13 protein-coding genes, 1 tRNA gene and 4 pseudogenes are annotated in these 18,431 nt (G+C 62.5%); 14 read left to right on the top strand and 4 right to left on the bottom strand.

The window, feature by feature from the left end:
* The first annotated feature begins 107 nt into the window (after positions 1-107).
* The 4 genes from scpA (at position 108) to accC (ending at position 6,942) form a co-directional block, all read left to right on the top strand.
* Positions 108-2,282, top strand: a complete 2,175-nt coding sequence (gene scpA, locus V5B40_RS12210) for a methylmalonyl-CoA mutase (RefSeq protein ID WP_332354753.1) — start codon at positions 108-110, stop codon at positions 2,280-2,282.
* A gap of 26 nt (positions 2,283-2,308) precedes the next feature.
* Entirely contained in the window at positions 2,309-3,307 is a 999-nt protein-coding gene (gene meaB, locus V5B40_RS12215) for a methylmalonyl Co-A mutase-associated GTPase MeaB (protein ID WP_332354903.1), read from the top strand.
* Positions 3,308-3,401: 94 nt separating this feature from the next.
* The gene (locus V5B40_RS12220) at positions 3,402-4,934 is read left to right on the top strand and encodes an acyl-CoA carboxylase subunit beta (protein WP_332354754.1); all 1,533 of its coding nucleotides are present in this window, start codon (positions 3,402-3,404) and stop codon (positions 4,932-4,934) included.
* A gap of 19 nt (positions 4,935-4,953) precedes the next feature.
* On the top strand, positions 4,954-6,942 hold the full coding sequence (accC, locus tag V5B40_RS12225; protein ID WP_332354755.1) for an acetyl-CoA carboxylase biotin carboxylase subunit: 1,989 nt from the start codon (positions 4,954-4,956) through the stop codon (positions 6,940-6,942).
* A 266-nt stretch (positions 6,943-7,208) separates the two neighbouring features.
* Here the strand turns inward: accC and V5B40_RS12230 are convergent, their stop codons facing one another.
* The 3 genes from V5B40_RS12230 to V5B40_RS12240 form a co-directional block, all read right to left on the bottom strand.
* Complete coding sequence (locus V5B40_RS12230) at positions 7,209-8,219, bottom strand: PEP-CTERM sorting domain-containing protein (RefSeq protein WP_332354756.1); 1,011 nt, start codon at positions 8,217-8,219, stop codon at positions 7,209-7,211.
* A gap of 781 nt (positions 8,220-9,000) precedes the next feature.
* A complete protein-coding gene (locus V5B40_RS12235; RefSeq protein WP_332354757.1) occupies positions 9,001-9,570 on the bottom strand; it encodes a DUF2242 domain-containing protein in 570 nt (189 codons plus the stop codon).
* A 94-nt stretch (positions 9,571-9,664) separates the two neighbouring features.
* Positions 9,665-10,345, bottom strand: coding sequence for a glutathione S-transferase family protein (locus V5B40_RS12240; protein ID WP_332354904.1), 681 nt, complete (start codon positions 10,343-10,345; stop codon positions 9,665-9,667).
* A 141-nt stretch (positions 10,346-10,486) separates the two neighbouring features.
* On the opposite strand from V5B40_RS12240, the pseudogene V5B40_RS12245 reads away from it, so the two are divergent.
* The 3 pseudogenes from V5B40_RS12245 to yghU all read left to right on the top strand — a co-directional run.
* Positions 10,487-10,622, top strand: a pseudogene (locus V5B40_RS12245) (IS1595 family transposase); the annotation flags it as partial.
* Between the two features lie 192 nt (positions 10,623-10,814).
* Positions 10,815-11,024 (top strand): annotated as a pseudogene (locus tag V5B40_RS12250) (DsbA family protein); the annotation flags it as partial.
* A gap of 136 nt (positions 11,025-11,160) precedes the next feature.
* Positions 11,161-12,035: pseudogene (yghU, locus tag V5B40_RS12255) on the top strand (glutathione-dependent disulfide-bond oxidoreductase).
* Between the two features lie 168 nt (positions 12,036-12,203).
* Here the strand turns inward: yghU and V5B40_RS12260 are convergent.
* Positions 12,204-13,226 carry a metal-dependent hydrolase gene (locus tag V5B40_RS12260; protein ID WP_332354758.1) on the bottom strand — a complete coding sequence of 341 codons (1,023 nt, stop codon included), beginning with the start codon at positions 13,224-13,226 and terminating at the stop codon, positions 12,204-12,206.
* A gap of 317 nt (positions 13,227-13,543) precedes the next feature.
* Between V5B40_RS12260 and V5B40_RS12265 the strand changes: the two genes are divergently transcribed.
* The 7 genes and pseudogenes from V5B40_RS12265 to V5B40_RS12295 all read left to right on the top strand — a co-directional run bounded on the left by V5B40_RS12265 (position 13,544) and on the right by V5B40_RS12295 (position 18,428).
* Positions 13,544-13,619 (top strand) — tRNA-Lys (locus V5B40_RS12265).
* 54 nt (positions 13,620-13,673) lie between these two features.
* Positions 13,674-14,955: pseudogene (locus V5B40_RS12270) on the top strand (HsdM family class I SAM-dependent methyltransferase); the annotation flags it as partial.
* Between the two features lie 156 nt (positions 14,956-15,111).
* Complete coding sequence (locus V5B40_RS12275) at positions 15,112-15,696, top strand: hypothetical protein (protein ID WP_332354759.1); 585 nt, start codon at positions 15,112-15,114, stop codon at positions 15,694-15,696.
* The gene (locus tag V5B40_RS12280) at positions 15,633-16,025 is read left to right on the top strand and encodes a Druantia anti-phage system protein DruA (RefSeq protein WP_332354905.1); all 393 of its coding nucleotides are present in this window, start codon (positions 15,633-15,635) and stop codon (positions 16,023-16,025) included. The genes V5B40_RS12275 and V5B40_RS12280 overlap by 64 nt, the downstream gene beginning before the upstream one ends.
* Positions 16,022-17,536, top strand: a complete 1,515-nt coding sequence (locus tag V5B40_RS12285; protein WP_332354760.1) for a transposase family protein — start codon at positions 16,022-16,024, stop codon at positions 17,534-17,536. Before V5B40_RS12280 ends, V5B40_RS12285 begins: the two co-directional genes overlap by 4 nt.
* A gap of 260 nt (positions 17,537-17,796) precedes the next feature.
* Entirely contained in the window at positions 17,797-18,081 is a 285-nt protein-coding gene (locus V5B40_RS12290) for a hypothetical protein (RefSeq protein ID WP_332354761.1), read from the top strand.
* On the top strand, positions 18,078-18,428 hold the full coding sequence (locus tag V5B40_RS12295; protein ID WP_332354762.1) for a type II toxin-antitoxin system VapC family toxin: 351 nt from the start codon (positions 18,078-18,080) through the stop codon (positions 18,426-18,428). The genes V5B40_RS12290 and V5B40_RS12295 overlap by 4 nt, the downstream gene beginning before the upstream one ends.
* Positions 18,429-18,431 lie beyond the last annotated feature (3 nt).

Consider the following 18,431-nt stretch of genomic DNA (forward strand, 5'->3'; position numbering starts at 1 on the left):
CGATCTTTGTATGCCATAGCGGCTCGCTTGGTCGGTATAATTCCTTGACTCGTCGGGGCGAATTCCCCACCCCACCCCAATCCACTGATTTCGTGAAAGGTTCCGTCATGTCCAACGCGAACAATCCTGCACTAGCTGATTCATCAAACCTCGATGACTGGAAGAAGGCCGCCGCCAAAGCACTGCGCGGTGCCGAACTCGAAACACTGAACTGGGTGACGCCCGAAGGCGTGGTCGTCAAGCCCCTCTATACCAGGAAGGATCTGGAAGGCCTGCCGTACACCGATACCCTGCCAGGCTTGGCCCCCTTCGTCCGCGGCCCGCAGGCAACGATGTACACCGGCCGGCCATGGACCATCCGCCAATACGCCGGCTTCTCCACCGCTGAAGCATCGAATGCCTTCTATCGCAAGGCGCTGGCGGCCGGCGGTCAGGGCGTCTCGGTAGCTTTCGACCTGGCCACCCACCGCGGCTACGACTCCGACCATGCGCGCGTCACCGGCGACGTCGGCAAGGCAGGCGTGGCGATCGACTCGGTCGAAGACATGAAGATTCTGTTCGACGGCATCCCGCTCGAGAAAATCTCGGTGTCGATGACCATGAACGGTGCGGTACTGCCAATTCTTGCCGGCTACATCGTCGCCGCCGAAGAACAGGGCGTGCCGCAGGACAAGCTCTCGGGGACCATCCAGAACGACATCCTCAAGGAGTTCATGGTCCGCAACACCTACATCTATCCGCCGCAGCCGTCGATGAAGATCATCTCCGACATCATCGGCTACACCGCGCAGCACATGCCGAAGTTCAACTCGATCTCGATTTCGGGTTACCACATGCAGGAAGCCGGCGCCACGCAGGCTCTCGAACTGGCCTTCACCATTGCCGACGGTCGCGACTACGTGCGCACGGCGATTGCTTCCGGCCTGGACGTCGACGCCTTCGCCGGCCGGCTCTCGTTTTTCTTCGCCATCGGCATGAACTTCTACCTGGAAGTGGCCAAGCTGCGCGCGGCCCGCCTGTTGTGGTGGAAAGCGATGCAGGAGTTCGAACCGAAGAATGCAAAGTCGATGATGCTGCGCACCCACTGCCAGACCTCGGGCTGGTCGCTGACCGAGCAGGATCCCTACAACAACGTCGTGCGCACGACCATCGAAGCGATGGCCGCGGTCTTTGGTGGCACGCAGTCGCTGCACACCAACGCCCTTGACGAAGCCATCGCCCTGCCGACCGAGTTCTCTTCGCGCATCGCCCGCAACACGCAGCTGGTGATCCAGGAAGAGACGCACATCACCAACGTCATCGACCCCTGGGCCGGTTCCTACATGATGGAGAGGCTGACCCAGGATCTCGCCGACGAGGCGTGGAAGATCATCGAGGAAGTCGACAGCATGGGCGGCATGACGCACGCCGTCGAATCCGGCTGGGCAAAAATGAAGATCGAGGGCTGCGCAGCCGACAAGCAGGCGCGCATCGACTCCGCCAAGGACGTCATCGTCGGCGTCAACAAGTACAAGCTGGCCAAGGAAGACGACCTCGAAATCCGTGACATCGACAACGCCGCCGTCCGCGACTCGCAGATCGTCCGCCTGAACAAGATCCGCGCCAGCCGCGATACCGAAAAGGTCAATGCTGCGCTTGCCGACCTGACGCGCTGCGCCGAGACCCAGGAAGGCAACCTGCTCGACCTGGCGGTCAAGGCGATGCGCCTGCGCGCCTCGGTCGGCGAAGTTTCCGACGCTCTGGAAGCAGTTTACGGACGTTTCCGCGCCACACAGCAGACCGTTTCCGGCGTGTACGGTGCGGTCGTCGAAGGGATCGCCAGCTGGGAAGCGCTGAAAGCCGAAATCGCCAAGTTCAACGAAGACGAAGGCCGGCGGCCGCGGATCATGGTCGCCAAACTCGGGCAGGATGGCCACGACCGTGGTGCCAAGGTGGTGGCCACGGCCTTTGCCGACCTCGGCTTCGACATCGACGTCGGCCCGCTTTTCCAGACCCCGGAAGAAGCGGCGCGGCTGGCCATCGAGAACGACGTGCATGCAATCGGTGTATCGTCGCTCGCGGCCGGACACAAGACGCTGTTGCCGGCGCTGGTCAAGGCGCTCAAGGATCAGGGAGCAGACGACATCATCGTTTTCGCGGGCGGGGTGATCCCGGCGCAGGACTATGACTTCCTGTACAAGTCTGGCGCCAAGGCCATTTTCGGACCGGGAACGCGCATCGAGGATTCGGCGATGACCATCGTCAGCGAGATCCGCAAAGCTCGCGCCGCCGCCTCTGCCTGAGCCACCCACTGCTGTCAGCCATGGATATGACCCACTCTTCAACCACCAGTATGGCCACGGCTGACCAGCATCTCGTCGACGGCGTCCTCGCCTGCCGTCGACGGGCCTTGGCCAAAGCCATCACCCTCGTCGAATCGACGCGCAGCGATCATCAGCGTCGTGCCCGACAGGTGCTCACGGCGCTGCTCCCGCACACCGGACGAACCATCCGCGTCGGCATCTCTGGCGCACCTGGTGCCGGCAAATCAACTTTTATCGAATCGCTTGGCCTGTTCCTGATCGGCGCCGGCAAGCGCGTCGCCGTGCTCGCTGTCGACCCCTCGTCGTCGGTCTCCGGCGGTTCGATTCTCGGCGACAAGACGCGCATGGAACTGCTCTGCCAGCGCGACGAAGCCTTCATCCGCCCCAGCCCGTCCTCGGGTTCGCTGGGCGGAGTCGCCGACAAGACGCGCGAAGCGATGCTGCTCTGCGAAGCCGGCGGCTTTGACGTAATCATCGTCGAGACCGTCGGCGTCGGTCAATCCGAAACGACGGTCGCCGGCATGGTCGATGCGTTCGTCCTGCTGCAGTTACCCAGCCAGGGCGATGACCTGCAGGCCATCAAGAAGGGAATTGTCGAAATTGCCGACCTGATCATCTTCAACAAGGCCGATATCGACGAACGCGCCGCGGCCGCCGCGCGCAGTCAGATGCGTACCGCGCTGACCATGCTGCGCAGCGCCAGCCCCAACTGGCGGCCGCCGGTGCTCACCTGCAGCGCGCTGGGCAAGCGTGGCATCGCCGAGTTCTGGGCCGAAATCGAGCGCTACCAGGGGCTCATGAAGGCCAGCGGCGAATTCGAACAAAAGCGCCGCCGGCAGGCGGTGGACTGGATGTGGAGCCTGATCGATTCCGGTCTGCGCCGCTACTTCCGCGCCCATCCGGCCGTACGAGCGGCGCTGCCCGAGCTTTCCAGCGACGTCGCCGAGGGGCGGACGACGCCCGGCGCGGCCGCCTCGCGGCTGCTGACGCTGATGAAGGAATGATTTCTTGAGTCGGATCAGGGGATAGTCCGACTCGCAAGCGTAGTTCTGATGTTTGAGTAGTTGTGATTGACCCGACCGTTAGGGAGTAAACCTTATGCACGACATTATTCGCCAGCTTGCAGAAAAGCGTGCGGCGGCGTGTCTGGGTGGTGGCCAGAAACGCATCGATAACCAGCACAGCAAGGGCAAACTGTCCGCCCGCGAGCGCATCGAGCTCTTGCTCGACAGTGGCTCTTTCGAAGAATGGGACATGTTCAAGGAACACCGTTGTCACGACTTCGGCATGGCCGAACAGTCGGTCCCCGGCGACGGGGTGGTGATTGGCTGCGGTACCATCAACGGTCGCTTGATGTTCGTCTTCTCGCAGGACTTCACCGTCTTCGGCGGTTCGCTGTCCGAAGCGCATGCCGAAAAGATCTGCAAGGTCATGGATCACGCGATCAAGGTCGGTGCACCGGTGATCGGCCTCAACGACTCGGGCGGCGCGCGCATCCAGGAAGGGGTCGCTTCGCTGGCCGGTTATGCCGACGTTTTCCAGCGCAACGTTCTCGCCTCGGGCGTCGTGCCGCAGATCTCGCTGATCATGGGGCCTTGTGCCGGCGGCGCCGTCTATAGCCCGTCGATGACCGACTTCATCTTCATGGTCAAGGACTCGTCGTACATGTTCGTCACCGGCCCGGAAGTGGTCAAGACGGTGACCCACGAAGACGTCACCGCCGAAGAACTTGGCGGCGCAGTCACCCATACCAGCAAGTCCGGGGTTGCCGACCTGGCTTTTGAAAATGATGTCGAGGCGCTGATGATGCTGCGCCGCTTCATCAGCTTCCTGCCTTCGAACAACCGTGAAAAGCCACCACGCCTGCCCTCGCAGGATCCCGCCGAGCGTCTTGATTTCTCGCTCGACACCCTGGTGCCGGACAATACCAACAAGCCGTACAACATCAAGGAACTGATCATCAAGGTTGCCGATGACGGCGACTTCTTCGAACTGCAGCGCGAGTACGCCAAGAACATCGTCATCGGCTTTGCGCGCATGGACGGCTCGACCGTTGGTATCGTCGCCAACCAGCCACTGGTCCTCGCCGGCTGCCTGGACATCAAGAGCTCGATCAAGGCGGCGCGCTTCGTGCGCTACTGTGACGCGTTCAACATCCCGGTGGTGACTTTCGTCGACGTTCCCGGTTTCATGCCCGGCACCGCGCAGGAGTACGGCGGCATCATCAAGCACGGCGCCAAGCTGCTCTACGCCTACGCCGAGTGCACCGTGCCAAAAATCACCGTGATCACCCGCAAGGCCTACGGCGGTGCCTACGACGTGATGGCTTCCAAGCACTTGCGCGGCGACGTCAACTTCGCCTGGCCATCGGCCGAAATCGCCGTCATGGGTCCGAAAGGCGCGGTCGAGATCATTTTCCGCGAGGAGAAGAATGACCCGGAGAAACTGGCCGCACGCGAAGCGGAATACAAGGCCAAGTTCGCCAACCCCTTCGTCGCTGGAGCTCGCGGCTTCATCGACGACGTGATCATGCCGCACGAGACCCGCAAGCGCATTTGCCGCTCGCTGGCCATGCTGCGCGACAAAAAACTGGAAAACCCGTGGCGCAAGCACGGCAACATTCCGCTTTGATCCACGGGGAGAAATAGAGATGTTCAAGAAAATACTGATCGCCAACCGCGGCGAAATTGCCTGCCGGGTGATGAAGACCGCCAAGCAGATGGGTATCCAGACGGTCGCCGTCTATTCGGAAGCCGACAAGGACTCGATGCACGTCCTGATGGCCGACGAAGCCGTGTGCATCGGCCCGGCAGCGTCCAAGGAATCGTATCTGGTGATGGACAAGATCATCGCCGCCTGCAAACAGACCGGCGCCGAGGCGGTACACCCGGGCTACGGTTTCCTCTCCGAGAACGAGGAGTTCTCGCGTCGTCTCGAAGAAAGCGGCATCATCTTCATCGGCCCGAAGCACCACTCGATCGCCGCCATGGGCGACAAGATCGCCTCGAAGAAGCTGGCCGAAGAAGCCAAGGTCAACACCATCCCCGGCTACAACGCGGCCATCGAGGATTCCGCTACCGCCGTCGGCATCGCCAAGGATATCGGTTACCCGGTCATGATCAAGGCCTCTGCCGGTGGTGGCGGCAAGGGACTGCGTGTCGCCTACAACGACAAGGAGGCCGGCGAAGGCTTTGACGCCTGCCGCAACGAGGCGCGCAACAGCTTTGGCGACGACCGCGTGTTCATCGAGAAGTTTGTCGAGGGACCGCACCATATCGAAATCCAGCTCATTGCCGACTCCTTTGGCAACACCGTCTATCTGCTCGAGCGCGAGTGTTCGATTCAGCGACGGCACCAGAAAGTCATCGAGGAAGCCCCGTCGCCCTTTATCGACGACAGCATCCGCAAAGCCATGGGTGAGCAGGCCGTGGCGCTGGCCAAGGCGGTGAAGTATCAGAGCGCCGGTACCGTCGAGTTCGTCGTCGGTTCCGACAAGTCCTTCTACTTTCTGGAAATGAATACTCGCCTGCAGGTCGAGCATCCGGTCACCGAAATGATCACCGGCGTCGATCTCGTCGAGTTGATGATCCGCGTCGCCGCTGGCGAGAAACTGCCTTTCGTGCAGGACGACATCAAGGCCAATGGCTGGGCCATCGAGTGCCGGATCAACGCCGAAGACCCCTTCCGCGGCTTCCTGCCGTCGATTGGCCGACTGGTCAAGTATCGGCCGCCGGAAACCATCGAGGGACAGGTCCGGGTCGATACCGGTGTCTTCGAAGGTGGCGAGATTTCGATGCATTACGACTCGATGATCGCCAAGCTGATCTGCCACGGCTCGACCCGCGAACAGGCAGTCACTCGCATGCGCGACGCGCTGAACGCCTTCGTGATCCGCGGTATCAGTTCGAACATTCCATTCCAGGCCGCGCTGATGCAGAACAAGCGTTTCCTGTCGGGGATCTTCACCACTTCCTTCCTGGCCGACGAGTACCCGAGCGGCTTCGTCGCCAGCGACGTGGTGCACCAGGATCCGGGCCTGCTCGCTGCCGTCGCCGCCTTCGGGCGTCGTCGCTACATCGACCGGGCAGTCCAGGTCAGTGGTCAGATGCCCGGGCACGAGCGCAAGGTCGGCAGCGGTTGGGTGGTGCAGATGGAAGGCAAGGACTATCCGGTGGTGGTCACGCCGATCCCCGGCGGCTACTCGGTCACCTACGGCGCGGATCGCTACGATCTCGTTTCCGACTGGCGGTTCGGCGAACAGGTTTTTCACGGCACCTGTAACGGCGAACCGCTGTGCCTGCAACTTGAGCGCATCGGCCTGCTCTATCGCGTTGTCCACTTCGGCAAGCAGGTCAAGGCAACGGTAATGACTGCCAATGCTGCCCGCATGCTGGCGCTGATGCCGAAGAAGGTGCCGCCGGATCTCTCCAAGTTCCTGCTCTCGCCGATGCCGGGCTTGCTGCGTGAAGTTTCGGTTACCGTCGGCCAGCAGGTCAGCGCCGGCGAAAAACTGGCGGTCATCGAAGCGATGAAGATGGAGAACGTTCTCCGGGCTGAGCTTGACTGCAAGGTCAAGAAGATCCTTACCGAGCCAGGCGAGAGCCTGGCGGTCGATCAGGTGATCATCGAGTTCGAATAGTCTGAATAGGCCGAGCGTCGCGGCGGTCGCCGCGACAGCAGTCCAAGCCCGCCTCCCGGCGGGCTTTTTTGTTTCACGGATCGACCGACGAGAAGCTCCTTGCGGCTCTACCCGCCCTCAGGCCATCCGGGCCGACCGGGCCGACCGGGCCGAAACCTGGGCGCACCGCGAAAACCCCGTGGCGCCATCGCGGCACGGGGACCGGGGGGAGTGTCATGCTATCGTTTGGTTGCTGCAGGGCTCCTGCCCTGCAGCCCATATGACAACTACACCTTCCGCCGCCTTGCGAAGGGAAAGACTCCCAGCAAACCGGTTGCCAACAGGGCCAGACTGGCGGGTTCCGGAACTGCTGTCGAAACAGCCTCCAGTGCGTCGACGTTTTCGTGGCCGATAAGGGCCGTGACGTCGTTGAGGGTATCCCACACGTGCCCGCCATGCACCAGGAAGCTGGCCGCTCCGCCACCTGTCCAGTGCCAGATCTCGCCGCCGTCGAAGGGCCCGACCGGCCGAATGCTGAACAACAGCTCGCCGCCGAAGGTCATCAGTGCGTCAAGGTCCAGCTCGTTCAACAGGCCGGTGGGCAAACCGATTGCCCCGGCAATATCGATGCTCGTGACAAAGGGGCTACAAGGGCCAGGAGCGCCACAAGCCCACACCGCGACACCGAGTGGGTCACCGAGCAGCGAAATCCGGTTGGTGTCGTCGCCACCCGGACCATCGGGTCCCCAGACCTCGAGGGAATTCAGGTCCCTGACGCCCTCCTGGTCAACGTCCGGCACGGTTGCCCAGACGGGGCAGGGTCCGGCACCACAGCCGCTGATCGGTTCGACACGGATAGGCACCGTGGAGGCAGCACCGGCATCGCCGGGATCGCCCTGCGCCGACACAAGGAGCGCCGAGGTGTTGGCAATGACTTCATGAAACAGCAAGTCGAGCTCATGCGCCATCGCGTCCACTTCGTTCCCGGGGTCTGCGATCGGGACCCCGCCGAATACGAAAGTACCGCTCCAGTTGAAGCTGTTCGCCCTCCCGCCCGCGCCATCCCACGCCAGATTCTGCAGGGGAGTGGCCGCCGGCGGGGCACCGTCGTCTTTATCGACGAGGTCCGTGTACTCCTTGCCCGGCACCTCGCGAGGAGTTGGAATCGCTTCGCCCGGCACCCCGAGCACAAACGGCCCCTGCGTCACAAATGGCCCGGCCCAGGCCGGCGACGCCGCCAAAAGCACCGACAGCGCGCCGCCCAATACACTAAGGCCCGTTACTCTAGTCGTTTTCATCCTGTTTCTCCAATTCCACTTTACGCCATACGCCGTAGAAACAACCGAGACGATCCTCGGTATCCAGGGAAAGAAAAAAAACTGCACAACCATTAGAACGCACGGTATTTTTGCCGCAGGCAAGAAACAAGCACGAATTGTGCCAAAATACCAAGCACTTCTCTAGTTGACTGTTTTATAACAATAACTTAGCTAAGTTACTGCACCCCAGAGGGGCGTCTGAAAGCAAGGTGTAAAATTTTTCGACGCATCCCCGACTCAAGCGACTTAATCGGGCAGGGAGGGAGGGCTGCTTCCGCCCTCGCGCAGACAGTCCAGGGCGGCGCTATGCTATGAAATTCCCCCGCGGGACTTGTCTCTATCGCGCCAATGATTCTGAAATGTTGAAAGCGGCTGGAAAGTCGATATGGCGACAACGGACGGAGGCCCACATTGCTTTCACGCCGTTTTGCGTGACCCGGTAGAGGCAAAAGTTGATGTCGCGACGATGTTTGACGCGCCGGTTTTCCGCCTCGAGACGTGATCGTCTTCGCACAGGCAACCATGGCCCGGCTCGCGCCAGAGCTTATGGAGAGGACCGGAAAGACCGTTTTGACCAGCTTCGAGTCGGGAATGCAATGGCTGGCCAAATTTCTGGCGGCGTAGAATAAGGATAGCTAATCCAGCCGCAGCAGTTGGTGACCCCACTGCGCCGACGACGCGCAGCTTCTCATTCTTGCGCAACTAGCCGATGCTCGGGTTCTAGCCGCAACTGCGAGGCCCGGCTCCAGATTGTCCAACCCTAGCGCTTGTCCTCCAGCGCCGGCAGATTGTGCTGCATAAGCACGAAGAAACGATCGTAGAAAAGCCCGGCCGGGATCGTTTCGCTAGCCACCTTGACCAGCGAATCCTCGGTCGCCGAGAGCGGTATCGACAAGGAACCGAGCGCTGCAACGCCGACGCTCGCCGAGTTCGGGTTCTTCTTGAGCGCGTAGCGGTCCTGGACTGCGCTGACATAAGCCATCGCCAACTTGCCCTCCGTACCCACCGGAGCGCAGACGACATTGAAAACGATCTGCACGTGCACCTCACCCTCGGGCTGGAAGCTCTTGCTAGCGCTGAGGAAATCGTGCACCTCGGCAGTCATTCGGTAACCCTGGCTGAGCAAGGCGCGGCGTGCCGCTTCGCAGGTCTCCTCGACGCCGGCGTCGAAGAGACGCGAAAAAGTTTCGTCGGCCGCGAAGCCTTCCCGCTGGTAAACGGGGGGGCGGTCAGGCGAACTGGTGCAAGCAGCCAGCACGCCAAGCAGCAGCATTCCGGCCAGCACCTGGCGAACGGAAGATGAACGACAGAAACTTGACAACCAGCTCATTTCATTGTCTGCCAAGGGTTTCCTGCAAGTAGGCATCGCCATTCTCCGGTCGGCGGCAGGGCAGATACTCCACAATTAATCGCGGCACACCGTTTCAGGCGCACGTTCGATACGGCTCCTCGAAGTCCAGGAAGTCGTGCTCGGCCAGCGCGCCCTCGCTCCAGGCAAGGACTCCCGGCAGCGCCTGCACGCGCTCGATATAGGCGGCGATGGCCGCCGGCACTGGCACCGCGTAGCTCACCAGGCGCTTGACCACTGGCGCGAAAAAAGCGTCAGCGATGGAGAACTCGCCGAACAGCAACGGCCCGCCGTGCGCGACCAGCAACTCGCTCCACATCTGCACCAGCCGATCGACGTCTGCACGTACCGGCGCCTGTTCGCGCAAGACGCGTTGCCCCACGTCCGGCAAGGCGGCTTCGATGTTCATCGGAAAGTGACTGCGCAAGGCGCCGAAACCGGCGTGCATCTCGGCACAGACGCTGCGCGCCCGGGCGCGCGCTTGCCGCTCGACGGGCCACAACTGCCGATCAGGGTATTTCTCGGCCAGGTACTCGGCAATCGCCAGCGTGTCCCAAACCGCAAAACCATCATCCACCAACACCGGCACGCGGCCGGCCGGGCTGTACCGGGCGAGATCGGTCTTGAACTTCGAGTCGGGCGTGAAGGCATCGAAGCGCAGCATCACCTCCGCGAAAGGAATTTCGGCCTGGCGTAGCAGAACCCAAGGGCGCATCGACCAGGACGAGTAGTTTTTGTTGCCGATAAAGAGCTGCATGGACATGGGAACCTGGCTTTCATTGACGAGAAGATCGTTAATCTTACCTGATTAGCAATGAACCTCAGCCGTGCGTGCTCCCAGAGCCTGAAGCAGGCCATGCCTGTACGCACGTACAGTCACTACCCAGAGGAGCGCACCATGCCAATGAATCGAAGTCAGTTCCAGCCAGGCCTGTCGATGCCAGAATTTTTTGAACGGTTGCTTCCAGTCCCGGTGCGAAACTTCGCTTGAGAGGGCTCGCTGGCCAGAGGGCTTTCGCTATCTTTGCTGCGGTACGTCGCCATCCGGGTCCTCGGCCGCGGCATGCTTAACGCGGCTTCGCTCAAGACAATCGCCGCCCAGGCACAACGCTTGTTGCGCTGACCTGTCCCGGTAGTCGCTCAGCTCGCGGTCGAGAAAAGATTGTGCTGACCGATCGCTTTACGCAGCCCATGGTCAAACCGCGCGATTTAGACAGCGCGAGCGCTTGCACGAGCTTAAACCAACCGTCTTTGCGGCTCACTTCACAGATCGCCGGAACCTGTCTGACGACACCGTGCTGGCGGCGGTGGCCGCAGAAGTCGGGCTGGAACCGGCCGAGGCCCTCGCCGTCCTTGACGATCAGCGCTTTGCCACAGACGTGCACAATGCCGAAAACTCCTGGCACAGCAATTGCGTTCGCGCCGTCCCGGCGATAATCTTCAAGCGTCGCCACCTGTTGACCGGAGCACAAGAGGTGGAGAACTACACGCGCATCCTGGAACACTTGTCCGAAATTTGGGAGAACCCGAACCCCGGGCCTGTCCCGAACATGAAAGGAACAAATCAGCATCATGTCCGACACCAACAATTACCAAGCACCCAAAGTGTGGACCTGGGACGCCGAAAATGGCGGGAAATGGGCCAAGATCAACCGACCCATCGCCGGGCCCACGCACGCGGCCACGCTGCCGCGTGGAAAGCATCCTTTGCAGCTCTATTCGATGGGCACGCCCAATGGCCAGAAGGTCACCATCCTGCTCGAAGAGTTGCTCGCGCTCGGTGAGCCCGGCGCGGAATATGACGCCCACCTGATCCGCATCGGTGCGGGCGACCAGTTCTCGACGGGCTTCGTCGAAGTCAATCCAAACTCCAAAATCCCGGCACTCTTTGATACCGGGAGCGGCAGTCGTGTTTTTGAAAGCGGCGCGATCCTTCTCTATTTGGCCGAGAAGTTCGGGCACTTCCTGCCCAGGGAAGCCGCGGCACGCACGGAGGTCTTGAACTGGCTCTTCTGGCTGCAGGGCTCGGCACCCTATCTGGGTGGTGGCTTCGGGCATTTCTATGCCTACGCGCCCGAGAAATTCGAATACTCGATCAACCGTTTCACCATGGAGGTGAAACGCCAGATGGACGTGCTGGACCGCGAATTGGCCGAGCACCCTTACCTGGGCGGCGACGAATACTCCATCGCCGACATCGCCACCTGGCCGTGGTACGGCAATCTGGTGCTGGGCGAGGCCTATGACGCGGGCGAGTTTCTGCAGGTTGAAAGCTACAAGAATCTGTGCCGCTGGAGCGCGGAGATCCTTGAACGCCCCGCCGTCAGCGTGGACGCAAGGTTAACCGCACTTGGGGCGAACCGTCAGAACAGCTGCACGAACGCCATGAGGCTTCGGATTTCGATCTGAAGACCGAAGACAAACTGGCGCCTGCAAGCGCCGTTTGAGGCGCTTATCCAAAACAGATGAAAGCCAAACTCGCCGGCATCGCCTCGGCGGCCCGGACGCAGCAGTCGCCGCCAGCTTCCCTCTGCAGCAGGCCTTCGCGCCCGACGCAGCGGCAATCTTCGCTACGGCACGAAGCATCTGCGGCCAGGCCTCCCCCCCTCCAGGCGTCACCCCGGAAGTGGGCCGTAACCGACGGCCGTACCGTTTAACTCACGCCACAGCTCGCTGATCGGCACGCGGTTCTTGATCGTCCGGTCGACCCACTCGGTGGGCCTTGCCGTGCCGGGGTGGAAACGGACGCCCCAGATCGGCTCGAAGGCGTCTGTACGCAGCGAGTAGCGCGCGTCGCCGATAACGCTCGGGTCGGCCGTGGCACGCGCCACCCAGCCGGCGGAAAAATAGCTGAAGCGCGCATAGTCGCGGCGAACGCGTTCATCGGCCAGCGCCTGCGGCGGCAGGTCCTTCTCCAGCAGCAGTTCGACCGTGCTGCCTTGCTTCCAGCTCGTCGCCGCGCGGCTCACGACGCGCAAGCGGTCGGTGTACAGCGTGTCGCCCGATTGATAGACCGATCGCCAGAGCAGCGGATTGCCGACCGTCGGAAACATCTCGGCACGATCGAGCGGATGGCCGCGGGCGGCAGCGATGCGGACCTGCATGTCGAGCGCGCGCTCGCGCTGCCAGGCCGCCGTCCCGACGTAGGCGACGCTGAGCACCAGCGCCACAGCCGCCGGAAATCGCGCGCCACGGCGGACGGCGAAGACCAGGCCGATCAGCAGCATCAGCGTCAGCAGCGGGCCGATGGTCGTGACCCAGTGCCAGGCGACGCGCAGCGGCGAAAACGGCCACAGCAGGTGCGTTCCGTAGTTGGTACAGGCGTCGAGCACGGCATGGGTTGCGTAGCCGATGGTCGTGGCCGCCACAATCGGCCGCCAGTTCGGACGATGCCGCGCTCGTGCCAGCCAGGGCAAGGCGGCGACGATGCCACCCACCGGAATGAAGGCCAGCGCGTGCGTGAAATGGCGATGGTACTGAATCGCCAGCAAGGGGTCGGCCGAACTGCGGATCAGGATGTCGGCGTCGGGCAGCACGCCACCGACGGCGCCGAGCAGCCACGCTTGGCGGCCGAGGCGCGGGCCAAGGGCAAGTTGTGCGGCCGTCGCGCCGAGCAGGGCATGAGTCAAGGGATCCATCGGGCTTCCAGGGGGTAGTCAGGTTTTGGCGCAGAAGCCGGGATAGACCCGGCAGGAGAGAATCGGTTTCAGTCAGCGGCGTGCCTGGCGCACGCCAACCCACCCCGGACATTCAAAATTCAGTGCTCCGGATTGCGGGCGATGCGCTGGCAAGCCGCCATTATCGCGCGAAGCAGCGAACGCATCCGAGCCCCCGCCCGATCGGCATCCCATGGTCTTTTCTTGCCTGCCCCGAGGCAGCAGCATCCGCTGCGCTTTTCAAGCAACCATGGCATTGACAGGCATCTGCCCCTTGCCTATAATTCGGCCCTCCTCGGGGGTCGGTAGCTCAGTCGGTAGAGCACTGGACTTTTAATCCATTGGTCGTGAGTTCGAGCCTCACCCGACCCACCAAAGAAAATCAAGCAGATAGCCCGGCTCACAAGGTCGGGCTTTTTGTCGTCTGCGAAGCACAACCGGCCGCTCGCCGGCGTGCTGCCGAAGACCTACAACCTGTTCACCAACACCCTGCTCAAGGAGCTGCTGAAGAAAGTCTCCGAGATTCCGGCGACGCTCGACTACGACGCTTTCGGCCGCATCTACGAATACTTCCTCGGCGCCTTCGCCATGAGCGAGGGCCAGGGCGGCGGCGAGTTCTACACGCCGAGCAGCATCGTCAGGCTGCTCGGCGAAATCATCGAACCCTTCCATGGCCGCATTCTCGACCCCGCCTGCGGCTCCGGCGGCATGTTCGTGCAATCGGCGCGCTTTGTCGCCGAGCATCAGAAGAATCCGGCTGCCGAATTGGCCATCTGCGGCGTCGAAAAGACCGACGAAACCGGCCGCCTGTGCCGCCTCAACCTCGCCGTGCACGGACTGGAAGGCGACATTCGCCATGGCGGCAACGTCAACAGCTATTACGACGACCCGCACACTGCCACCGGCGAGTTCGATTTCGTCCTCGCCAATCCGCCCTTCAACGTCAACGCGGTCGACAAGGAGCGGCTCAAGGACATGGTGGGCGCCGGCCGCCGCTTCCCCTTCGGCCTGCCGCGCACCGACAAGGCCAACTACCTGTGGATTCAGCTCTTCTACTCGGCCTTGAACAGCCACGGTCACGCCGGCTTCGTCATGGCCAACTCGGCGTCGGACGCCCGCTCCTCCGAGCAGGAACTGCGCCAGAAGCTGATCGAAGCGCGCGGTCGACGTCATGGGCGCCGTCGGCCCCAACATGTTCTACACCGTCACCCTGCCCTGCACGCTGTGGTTCTTCGACAAGGGCAAGGCCAAGACAGCACGCGCCGACAGCGTGCTCTTCATCGACGCCCGCCACATCTACCGCCAAGTCGATCGCGCCCACCGCGACTGGACCCCGGCACAAATCGGCTTCATCGCCAACCTGGTACGCCTCTATCGCGGCGAAGCGCTCGACCTGACAGTCGGCGACCGTGAGACGGCCACCAAGCTCAGGGAAACCTTCTCTCCCTCTCCCCTCAAGGGAGAGGGCCGGGGAGAGGGGGAACTCCGCTATCGCGACGTCCCCGGCCTGTGCAAAGCCGCGACCCTGGCCGAAATCGAAGCCCAGGGCTGGTCGCTAAACCCCGGCCGCTACGTCGGCGTCGCGCCGGGCGAGGACGTGAGCGACGAGGACGTCAAGGGACAGCTCGAAACCCTGAACGAGGAACTGGAATCGCTGAACGCCCAGGCACTGGAGCTGCAAGCCCGCATCGCGCAAAATGTCGTATCCCTACCAGCGCTGAAGCATGACGACGCCGGCCCAGTAGTGGCAAGGCGTTGCGGTGGGCAGGCAAAAAAAACCTTCGCACAAGAGGGCTAGACAGCCGGGCGGACTTCTGGCAGGATAGGTGGAGCGTAATCAATCTGCGCTTCAGTCGGAGGTTTTGCGATGCTTGCAACGAGTGCGGGGGAATGGGTGCACTGTGGTCGCGTGTTCAGCGCGACGGAGATTGCCGAGCTCTGCGCGACGGTCGCGTGGCTGCCGGGATTGGCACGCAAGGAGTTGGCGGCGACAGTGTGTGAGCACCTGGGCTGGACCACACTGACGGGGACGGCGAAGATCAGCGCCTGCCTGGACTTCCTGGAGCGTTTGCAGGCGGCCGGGTTGCTGGTACTGACTGCGTTGAGGCCCTCGCCGCCGCGCCGTTGCGCGCCGCCATCGGCATCCGCCGCCCCAGTCGCCCCCGTTGCCGAGCCGGCGGTGCACTGCGCCCTGTCGGCGCTCGCGCCGGTGTCCCTGGCAGTGGTTCGCGACGCGACCCGGGTGGCGCAGTGGGATGCGCTGGTGGCGCGTTGGCATCCGCTGGGTTTCCAGGGGGCCTTCGGCTACCGGCTGCGCTACTTCATCACGGCGGGCGACCGGCGGCTGGGCTGCGTCCTGCTCTGTCCGGTGCTGCCCGCGCGGTGGCCGTGCGCGATCAGTGGATCGGCTGGACGGCCCAGGCCCGCCGCGAGAACATGGCGCGGGTGGTGAACAACAGCCGCTTCCTGATCTTTCCGCACGTCCGCGTAGCGCATCTGGCCAGCCATGTGCTCGGGCAACTCGCGCGCCGCGCACGCGCGGACTGGCTCGAGCACTGGGGCTTCGAGCCCCTGCTGCTGGAGACCTTCGTCGATCCGCGTCACTATGCCGGGACCTGCTACCGTGCCGCCGGTTGGCAGTTGCTTGGGGCAAGCAGCGGGCGCGGGCTGGCCCGCCCTGGCCAGTCCTATCACAGCACGCCCCGCCAGGTGTGGGTCAAAGCGCTGACCTCGGATGCTTGCGCCTCGCTGTGCGCCGCGCCGGGGAGCCCGCGGTCATGAGCAAACCTTGCCGTCGCCCGACACGCGTTGCCATCAAGAAACTGCGCTCGGAAAAGAAACGGCAGGAGAAGGTACTGAACGCGAAGCTGCGCGCAACGGGACAAGTCCCCCACTCAGCCGCTCCATTGCCCAACAGAAGCTCGGCCTTCGCGACCGTCGACGAGGAACACCGCGAGGACGCCGTGAGCAAACAGATGCGTCTCCTGCGCAAAGAGCTGCCCGCCTTGCTCGCTCAACTGGAACAAATTCCCGACCCGAGAGATCCCAAAAAGCGCCGGCACAAGCTGACCGTGCTTCTGCTCTACGGCTTGCTGATGTTCGTCTTTCAGTTCTCCTCCCGGCGCGAGACCAACCGCGAAATATCCCGTCCCCAGTTCATGGCCAACCTCCACCTGCTGTTCCCGGAGATCGATACCCTGCCACACGCCGACACCCTGTTTCGGCTGCTGCGCGACATCGACCTTGACCACCTTGAGCAGGCCCACGTCGATCTGGTGAGGCGGCTGATTCGCGGCAAGAACTTTCGCCGCTATCTGATCAACCACTGCTACCCCATCGCCATAGACGGCTCGCAGAAGGTCGCCGGCGACACCCTCTGGGCGGAGGAACTCCTGCAGCGCACCGTCGGCAAGGAGGAAACCCGCCACACCCAGTACTTCGTCTACGTCCTCGAGGCCAGCTTTGCTTTCCACAACGGCCTGGTCATCCCGCTGCTCAGCGAGTTCCTCGAACACGCGCTGGGCGAACCCGAAGCGCAAAAGCAGGACTGCGAGCTGCGCGGCTTTGTGCGCTTGAGCGACCGGCTCAAGACGCTGTTCCCCCGCCTGCCGATCCTGCTCCTGCTCGACGGCCTTTACGCCAACGGGCCGGTGATGCGGCGCTGCTTGCGCGCCCACTGGCAGTTCATGATCGTGCTCAAGGACAAGGATTTGTCCACGGTCTGGCAGGAGTTCCGCGCGCTCCACGCCCTGAAGCCACAAGTTGTGCAGCGCGGTTGGGGAAGACGCCGACAACACTTCAGCTGGGTCAACGACATCGACTACGCCTTCGCTGCCAACGGGCGTCAGCGTCTCAAGCTGAATCTGGTGGTCTGTGAGGAAAGCTGGGAGAAGATCGATGAACAGGCCAGGACCGTCACCGAAACATCGCGCCACGCCTGGCTCTCCAGCCAACCGCTCAGCCAAGACAATGTCCATGAGCGCTGCAACCTCGGGGCCCGCCACCGCTGGGGCATCGAAGCGGGCTTCCTCGTCGAAAAACATCAGGGCTACCACTACGAGCATGCCTTTGCCCTCGACTGGAATGCCATGAAAGGCTATCACCTCCTCATGCGCCTGGCGCATGTGTTCAATACCCTGGCACGCTTCACCCGACAGCTACGCGATCTCTATCAGCAACTCGGCGTGCGCGGTGCCATCGCCTTCATCCGAAGCTCCTGCGCCGCCCCCTGGCTCGACCCAGCACGAATCCGCGCGCTCCTCGCCGCTCCATTCCTGCTTCAACTTGAGTGACCTCACACAGGCGTACCCGAAACATCCTCTCGAGCGCGGCGTACGCCGCGTTCGGAAAGGCTCGCCTGGCGATCGTACCGCCGTCCAAAAAATTCTTTCGGCATCCTCCTGGCTGACTCCACCACCCGTCCTTTGCCGCTAGCCAACCGCAATTTGACCGCCTCGACCGCAAAAGCGGGCGTTACCGGCAAATGAGCCTGATTCGGCTGGGTCATGCGTCAGGGCTGTATCCCTACTGACCTGATTGACGGAGGAACCCCATGAGTGCCGCCATCGAAGCCACCATCATCGAACATCTCCACCGACTGGATGACCAGCGCCAGGCCGAAGTCCTCGACTTCGTGGAATACCTCGCGAGCAAATCGAAGACGGCGTCGCCGGCAGTCGCTTGGCCTCAAATCGATCCGTCGCGCGATCTGGCCAAATCCATCCAGGCACCACAGAAGTGTCAGCAGGAATTCGACCCGATGCGCTATAGCGGCACCGTCCAGTGGCCGGTCGATGGCCTTGCCTATCAGGAAGCCATACGAAAGGAATGGGAATGAGGGCGGTATTCGACACCAATGCGGTGACCTACCTGCAAAATGGGCTGCTTTGCCAGCCGCTACCGCCGGGTGAATACTTCATCTCCGTCATCACGGAACTGGAACTTCTGTCCTTTCACGGCCTCGATGCCGCCCAGCAGACCTGGCTCGAAGCCTTCCTGGCCGATATCGGCATCATCGAACTCGACAGGCAGGTCAAACAACACACCGTGCGTTTACGCCGCGAGCATCGCCTGCGCTTGCCCGACGCCATCATCGCCGCCAGCGCGTTGGCCTGTGACGCCACCTTGCTGACCAACGACCAGCGGTTACTGGCGCCTCCCCGGCGTGCGCTGCCAGCCGCTTGAACT

Origin of the sequence: Candidatus Accumulibacter meliphilus (assembly GCF_036625345.1) — a bacterium.
Lineage (GTDB): Bacteria > Pseudomonadota > Gammaproteobacteria > Burkholderiales > Rhodocyclaceae > Accumulibacter > Accumulibacter meliphilus.

Bases quoted from the DNA above. Each gene is read 5' to 3' on its own strand.
- scpA (WP_332354753.1), top strand. From the start codon at position 108: ATGTCCAACGCGAACAATCCTGCACTAGCTGATTCATCAAACCTCGAT.
- meaB (WP_332354903.1), top strand. From the start codon at position 2,309: ATGACCCACTCTTCAACCACCAGTATGGCCACGGCTGACCAGCATCTC.
- V5B40_RS12220 (WP_332354754.1), top strand. From the start codon at position 3,402: ATGCACGACATTATTCGCCAGCTTGCAGAAAAGCGTGCGGCGGCGTGT.
- accC (WP_332354755.1), top strand. From the start codon at position 4,954: ATGTTCAAGAAAATACTGATCGCCAACCGCGGCGAAATTGCCTGCCGG.
- V5B40_RS12230 (WP_332354756.1), bottom strand. From the start codon at position 8,219: ATGAAAACGACTAGAGTAACGGGCCTTAGTGTATTGGGCGGCGCGCTG.
- V5B40_RS12235 (WP_332354757.1), bottom strand. From the start codon at position 9,570: ATGAGCTGGTTGTCAAGTTTCTGTCGTTCATCTTCCGTTCGCCAGGTG.
- V5B40_RS12240 (WP_332354904.1), bottom strand. From the start codon at position 10,345: ATGCAGCTCTTTATCGGCAACAAAAACTACTCGTCCTGGTCGATGCGC.
- V5B40_RS12260 (WP_332354758.1), bottom strand. From the start codon at position 13,226: ATGGATCCCTTGACTCATGCCCTGCTCGGCGCGACGGCCGCACAACTT.
- V5B40_RS12275 (WP_332354759.1), top strand. From the start codon at position 15,112: ATGCTTGCAACGAGTGCGGGGGAATGGGTGCACTGTGGTCGCGTGTTC.
- V5B40_RS12285 (WP_332354760.1), top strand. From the start codon at position 16,022: ATGAGCAAACCTTGCCGTCGCCCGACACGCGTTGCCATCAAGAAACTG.
- V5B40_RS12290 (WP_332354761.1), top strand. From the start codon at position 17,797: ATGAGTGCCGCCATCGAAGCCACCATCATCGAACATCTCCACCGACTG.
- V5B40_RS12295 (WP_332354762.1), top strand. From the start codon at position 18,078: ATGAGGGCGGTATTCGACACCAATGCGGTGACCTACCTGCAAAATGGG.